Source organism: Caballeronia sp. M23-90, assembly GCF_053574605.1.
This window is the reverse complement of the sequence record NZ_JBSIPA010000364.1, coordinates 1-6,798: the sequence shown is the minus strand read 5'-3', so window position 1 is coordinate 6,798 and position 6,798 is coordinate 1. Positions and strand designations below refer to the sequence as shown.

Sequence of the window (6,798 nt, the reverse complement as noted above, 5' to 3'; positions counted from 1 at the left end):
CTCAACGTACTGACAAGTTCCTCCCATCTTTCCATCTCTGAAAAGACGCTCAAAACCTACCTTAATACTAGTGTGAGACTTGATACTTTCGCTTCACGGCAGCGCCCCGAAAGACACCACCACGCTCCAAAGCAAAACACCAAGCGCCCACACTTATCGGCTGTTAGTTTTTAAAGAACATTCACCAAAACCGCAGCATCCCATCCCTCAGAACACCACCGCTTTCGCGTCGCTGCGTTTGCAGCACAGAAACAAGATTATGTAGAACGTTTCGCTTTTCGTCAACAGGTTTTTTACTCAACCCGCGACTTCCGATTTTGCTGCAAGGCCCGTCCTGCTTGGCTCTGCGGCTTCCTCTTGCGCGCCACTGCACCTGCACTTTCTCACTTCCCTTCGCCTCGTTGTGAAGCGAAGGAACGGAATTCTAGTGCCCGTTTCAACACTGCGCAAGGGGTTCGGGAAAAGAATTTTATCGATGCTTAAAATCAGGTTTCCGCTTCTCTACAAAAGCCGCCATCCCTTCCTTCTGATCCTCGGTCGCAAACAGCGAATGGAACATGCGGCGCTCGAAATGAACTCCCTCCGCCAGCGTTGATTCGTATGCGCGGTTGACTGACTCCTTCGCCATCATTACTGCAGGCAAGGAGAAGCTCGCGATTGTCGCTGCAGCCTGCATGGCGTCATCCAGCAGGTTCGCTGCCGGAACGACGCGCGACACCAACCCTGCCCGCTCGGCTTCATCGGCATCCATCATTCGTGCAGTCAGACACATGTCCATTGCCTTCGCCTTCGATACAGCGCGCGGCAGCCGCTGCGTGCCGCCGGCGCCGGGGATCACGCCGAGCTTGATTTCGGGCTGGCCGAACTTGGCGGTATCGGCGGCGATGATGATGTCGCACATCATCGCCAATTCGCAGCCGCCACCGAGGGCGAATCCGGCAACAGCCGCAATGATCGGCTTGCGAATGGTGCGCACCGTTTCCCAGTTACGCGTGATGTAGTCGCCCTTGAACGTATCCATATACGTGTAGTTGGCCATCATGCCGATGTCCGCCCCCGCTGCGAACGCCTTCTCGCTGCCGGTCAGCACGATGGCGCCGATGTTTTCGTCGGCATCGTATTGTTTAAGGACAGTGCCGAGCTCATCCATCAGCGCGTCGTTGAGCGCGTTGAGCGCTTTGGGCCGGTTCAGTGTGATCAAGCCGACACGCCCGCGCACTTCGGTCAACAGATTCTCGTAAGACATTCACTCCTCCTATATGAACTCGCGCGAAATCGCTTCGCGCACGCGTCTCGATAATGCTAACATTCGCATACCAACCGGTCGGTTAATTAATTATCCGAGCGACCCTCATTACAACCAAATCCTTTTGCCGCCATGACCCATCCGCTCTTCACGAAGCACGAAGCGACGCTTACTCAAGCGCTTGCCGCTATTGCAACGCGCGGCTACTGGAGCCCGTTTCCCGAAATGCCGAGTCCCAAAGTGTACGGTGAAACAGCAAATCCGGATGGCGAGGCGGCCTTCAAAGCGCACCTGAACCGCGCGTTCGAACTGGATCAGCCCTTGACCGGGGAGACAGTGGGTAACGAGCGGTCGCCTTACGGATTCGCGCTCGGCGTTCGCTACCCGAAAGCGGACGTAGACTCGCTGCTCGAAGCCTCCGCCTTGGCGCAACGCCAGTGGCGCGCCGCTGGGCCTGCAGCCTGGGCCGGCGTAAGCCTCGAGATTCTGTCGCGGATCAACAAAGCCAGTTTCGAGATCGGTTACAGCGTGATGCACACGACCGGACAGGCATTCATGATGGCGTTTCAAGCGGGTGGCCCGCACGCGCAGGACCGCGCGTTGGAAGCGGTGGCTTATGCGTGGGATCAGCTTCGCCAAATTCCTGCCGACGCTTATTGGGAAAAGCCGCAAGGCAAGAACCCGCCGCTCGCCATGCACAAGCAATTCACCGTCGTACCGCGCGGCACGGGCCTCGTTCTGGGGTGCTGCACCTTCCCGACCTGGAACGGTTATCCCGGCATGTTCGCCGACCTGGCTACGGGTAACACTGTCATCGTCAAGCCGCATCCGGGTGCGATCTTGCCGCTTGCCATCACCGTGCGCATTGCGCGTGAAGTTTTGCGTGAAGCCGGATTTGACCCGAATGTGATCACTCTGCTGGCTACCGAAGGGAACGACGGCCCCCTCGTTCAAAATCTTGCGCTGCGCCCGGAAATCAAGATCATCGACTTCACCGGCAGCACGCAAAACGGCAACTGGCTCGAACGTAACGCACATCAGGCCCAGGTCTACACCGAGAAGGCGGGTGTGAATCAGATCGTGATCGATTCCGTCGACAACATCAAAGCCGTCGCCAGCAATATTGCGTTCTCGCTGGCGCTTTACTCGGGCCAGATGTGCACGGCGCCGCAGAACATCTATGTTCCCCGCGACGGCATTCGCACGAGCGAAGGCCAAATAAGCTTCGACGACGTTGCGAGGATGCTCGCAGCGGCGGTAGAAAAGCTGATTGCCGATCCGGCCCGCGCCGTCGAATTGACCGGTGCGATACAAAACGACGGCGTGATGGGTCGTATCGCCGAAGCCCGGCAATTGGGTGAAGTGCTGACGGATAGCCAATCGCTTGCTCATCCAGTTTTTCCCGATGCTCAAGTGCGCTCTCCCCTGATGTTGAAGCTCGACGTGAACGCTGATGCCGCGAACTTCACGCGCGAGTGGTTTGGTCCAATTTCGTTTGTCATCGCCACGGATTCGACGGCCCAATCGCTCGAACTGGCCGGATCGATTGCAGCCGAGCACGGCGCGTTGACCTTCTCCGTGTACAGCACGGACGACGCAGTCGTGGAAGCAGCCTATGAAGCTGCCATCCGTGGCGGCGTCGCGCTGTCGATCAATCTGACCAGCGGCGTCTTTGTGAATCAGACGGCCGCATATTCGGACTTCCACGGCACAGGCGCCAATCCTGCCGCGAACGCAGCGCTGTCGGACGCCGCGTTTGTCGCCAATCGCTTCCGGGTCGTTCAAAGCAGAGTCCATGTTGCGCCAAAGAGCGCGCCGCCGGTAGTCAGCCAAACGGCATAGGCGACCGCCCCAAGGAATCGCGGCGAGTCCTAGGCCGTTCAGCCGAATAGCAACTGTAGCCGGGCGCGATTAGTATCGAAGGCATGGGTGTTTGCGCTCATTAGCCAAAGGAGACTTCATGTCTGATCAGAGCAGCTCGATTGTTTTGAACATCGACGAAACCACGCACGTGGCCACGCTGACATTGAATCGCCCTGAGAAGCTGAACAGCTTCACGCGGACAATGCACGAGGAGTTGCGTGCAGCGCTGGACGAGATCGAAGGCAGTCACGCCCGTGCGCTCGTCATCACGGGCTCGGGCCGCGGGTTTTGTGCCGGTCAGGACCTGGCCGACCTCGACTTCACACCCGGAGCCATGACCAATCTGGGCGCCCTGATTGATCAGTATTTCAACCCGCTGGTGCGTCGGCTGCAGGCGTCACGTCTGCCAGTAATTGCGGCTGTGAACGGAATCGCTGCAGGCGCGGGCGCCAACCTGGCGATGGCTTGCGACCTGATCGTGGCCGCTCGTTCGGCGAGCTTCATCCAGGCTTTCGTGAAGATTGGCCTGGTTCCGGACTCCGGCGGCACCTGGCTATTGCCGAGGCGAGTGGGCGAGGCGCGCGCCATGGGCCTTGCACTGACTGGCGACAAATTGAGTGCGGAACAAGCCGAAGCGTGGGGGCTGGCGTGGAAGGTAGTCGACGATGTCGAATTGCAGGACACGGCGCTCACACTTGCAGCGCACCTCGCGCAGCAACCGGCGAAGGCCGTCGCGGCGATCAAACACTCGATCCGCGCAGCAGCGACCAATACACTCGATCAGCAACTCGATCTTGAACGCGACGTTCAGCGCGAACTCGGCGACTCGCACGACTATGCGGAAGGCGTCGCTGCGTTCAAGGAAAAGCGTGCGCCGCGATTCGAAGGCCTTTGACAATCAAACACATCGCTTTTGGAGACGGCAGCAATGAACCCTCAGAAACTCGCCGAAGCAACCGCGCAAACCATGTACGAAGCAGACGCGTGCAGCCGTGCGCTCGGCCTGGAACTGAAGGAAGTACGGCCAGGCTATGCGCGAATGCAAATGAACGTGCGCGACGACTTTCTCAACGGCCACGGGATCTGTCATGGCGGTCTCATCTTCACGCTGGCCGACTCAACGTTCGCGTTCGCTTGCAACTCGTACAACATCAACACGGTCGCGGCCGGCTGTTCAATCGAATTCTTGCGTGCCGTCAAAGGCGGCGATCGTCTGACTGCTGAGGCAACGGAACAATCGCTCACCGGTAGAACGGGTATCTACGACATCCGCGTGACGAACCGTGATGAAGAAACGGTCGCCATGTTTCGCGGCAAGTCCTCCCAGATCAAGGGCAACCTGGTTGCTACCGGGTCCTGACCTGTTTCACACGATGCGCTGAAAAACCATAGCGTCCGGGCAAATTTGATTCGGGCCGCCAACAGATATTTGGAAGGAGACATTTGATGACCGCCCCGCTTCCACTGGATCCTATAGAAACGGCCAGTCGCGACGAACTCACCGCGTTGCAGCTTGAACGCCTCAAGTGGTCGATCGCGCACGCATATGAGAATTCGCCTGTGTACCGGCGCAAGTTCGATGAAGCGGGCGTGCATCCAGGTGACATTAAAAGTCTCGCCGATATCGCGCGCTTCCCGTTCACTACAAAGAAAGATCTTCGCGATAACTACCCGTACGGAATGTTCGCGGTGCCGCACGATCAGGTCTCGCGTATTCATGCATCGTCGGGGACTACGGGTAAGCCGACGGTGGTGGGCTACACGGCGAAAGACATTGATACATGGGCGAACCTTGTCGCGCGCTCCATTCGTGCGGCTGGCGCGCGTCGTGGCGACAAGGTTCATATCAGTTACGGATACGGTCTCTTCACGGGCGGCCTCGGCGCTCATTACGGCGCGGAACGGGCTGGCTTGACCGTGATTCCGTTCGGCGGCGGCCAGACCGAAAAGCAAGTGCAGCTCATCCAGGATTTTCGCCCGGACATCATCATGGTGACGCCCAGCTACATGCTGTCCATTGCCGATGAACTCGAACGCCAGGGCGTTCACCCGGCCGACTGTTCGCTGAGGATCGGGATCTTCGGCGCCGAGCCGTGGACCAACGATATGCGCGCGGCCATCGAGAAGCGCATGGGTATCGACGCCGTGGATATCTATGGACTCTCGGAAGTCATGGGACCGGGCGTGGCGTCGGAATGCGTGGAAACAAAAGATGGCCCGACGATCTGGGAGGATCATTTCTATCCGGAAATCATCGACCCCAACACTGGCGAAGTGCTGCCCGATGGCGAGCTGGGTGAACTTGTGTTCACGTCGCTGACAAAGGAAGCGTTGCCGATCATCCGCTACCGGACGCGCGATCTCACCCGGCTCTTGCCCGGCAGCGCCCGAACCATGCGGCGCATGGAAAAAATCACCGGGCGCTCGGACGACATGATGATCGTGCGAGGCGTAAATGTTTTCCCGACGCAGATCGAGGAGTTGCTGCTCAAGCAGCATGCGCTGGCGCCGCACTACCAGATCGTGCTGACCAAGGAAGGACCGCTCGATGTGCTCACTCTCAATGTCGAACCGTGCCCTGAGACAGCGCCGGATGTCGCCGTGCTGCAGCAGGCGAAGGCCGCCCTTGCGTACGATATCAAGGCGTTGATCGGGGTCAGCGCGGTGATCGAGTTGCTGGGAGTGAACGGGATTGAGCGTTCAGTGGGAAAGGCGCGGCGCGTAATCGACCGGCGCAAGGCAGCAATCTGACGTCCGGCGTTGCGCTGAAAAGCAGCCGGTCCGAACGGAACGGCTGCCAGAGTCTTACAAGAGAGTATTACAAGAGATCCCTACGAATTCGGCAGCAAGAGCCACATGCGCCCGCCCTGCTTCATCCGGCCGGCGAGATCGCCTGCGTCATCGCCCAATCCCCAAAAATAGTCCGCGCGTACACCGCCTTTGATTGCGCTTCCCGTGTCTTGCGCAAACACTAGGCGGTTCATCGGCGAATTGCTCAGAGGGCGCGTGGTCTGCAGGAAAACCGGCGTTCCAAGCGGGATTGCCGAGGGATCGACGGCAATGGAACGCTCCGGCGTCAATGGAACACCCAATGCGCCGACGGGCCCCGTCCCTACGCCTGCGGCGAGTGTCGAAGTCGCCGGCATTTCGCGGAAAAACACAAAACGCGGATTCACGTCGAGCAAGGCATCCACACGCGCCGGATTCGCTTTCGCCCAAGCCTTGATGCCTTGCATCGTGGCCTGTGCGGGCGTCAATTCGCGCCGGTCCAGCAGTTCGCGGCCGATCGATTTATACGGCTGGTTGTTGGTCCCGCCGAAGCCAACGCGCATGGTCGTGCCGTCTTCCATCACGACTTGCCCCGAACCCTGGACCTGAAGGAAAAACGCTTCGATAGGATCATCGACCCAAACCAGTTCGTTGCCATTCAGCGCGCCTGAACTTTCAAGCTGAGCGCGCGACGGTAATGTCGTGCCGGTCTTGAACCGATACGGCCATCGATACAACGCATATTGGTACGCTCCGTGCCGGGTGCGCGAGCCGCGCAGCAACGGCTCGTAATAGCCGGTCACGAGTCCGTCCAGCGTGCCGTCGGTGTTGGCCAACTGGAACGGCGTGAAGTAGGCCTCGAAGAATTCACGAGCCGCGTTCATGTCAAGGTCGTCGAGCCGTTGCGCCGCCGCGCACGA

The 6,798-nt window shown here is 59.1% G+C and carries 6 protein-coding genes; 4 read left to right on the top strand and 2 right to left on the bottom strand.

From position 1 onward, the window contains the following. Window positions 1-469: 469 nt before the first annotated feature. A complete protein-coding gene (locus ACRXB1_RS26830; protein WP_062000347.1) occupies window positions 470-1,246 on the bottom strand; it encodes an enoyl-CoA hydratase in 777 nt (258 codons plus the stop codon). Between the two features lie 132 nt (window positions 1,247-1,378). On the opposite strand from ACRXB1_RS26830, the gene paaN reads away from it, so the two are divergent. The 4 genes from paaN to paaK all read left to right on the top strand — a co-directional run bounded on the left by paaN (window position 1,379) and on the right by paaK (window position 5,860). Further along, window positions 1,379-3,088, top strand: a complete 1,710-nt coding sequence (gene paaN, locus ACRXB1_RS26825; RefSeq protein WP_449493755.1) for a phenylacetic acid degradation protein PaaN — start codon at window positions 1,379-1,381, stop codon at window positions 3,086-3,088. Window positions 3,089-3,206: 118 nt separating this feature from the next. Continuing rightward, window positions 3,207-4,004 carry a 2-(1,2-epoxy-1,2-dihydrophenyl)acetyl-CoA isomerase PaaG gene (gene paaG / locus ACRXB1_RS26820; protein ID WP_174363936.1) on the top strand — a complete coding sequence of 266 codons (798 nt, stop codon included), beginning with the start codon at window positions 3,207-3,209 and terminating at the stop codon, window positions 4,002-4,004. Between the two features lie 33 nt (window positions 4,005-4,037). Further along, window positions 4,038-4,469, top strand: a complete 432-nt coding sequence (gene paaI / locus ACRXB1_RS26815; RefSeq protein ID WP_062000350.1) for a hydroxyphenylacetyl-CoA thioesterase PaaI — start codon at window positions 4,038-4,040, stop codon at window positions 4,467-4,469. Window positions 4,470-4,555: 86 nt separating this feature from the next. Next, the gene (paaK, locus tag ACRXB1_RS26810; RefSeq protein WP_062000988.1) at window positions 4,556-5,860 is read left to right on the top strand and encodes a phenylacetate--CoA ligase PaaK; all 1,305 of its coding nucleotides are present in this window, start codon (window positions 4,556-4,558) and stop codon (window positions 5,858-5,860) included. Window positions 5,861-5,940: 80 nt separating this feature from the next. Here paaK and mltA read toward each other — a convergent pair. Then, window positions 5,941-6,798 (bottom strand): murein transglycosylase A (gene mltA, locus ACRXB1_RS26805; RefSeq protein ID WP_449493754.1); only part of this gene is annotated, 858 nt, incomplete at its 5' end.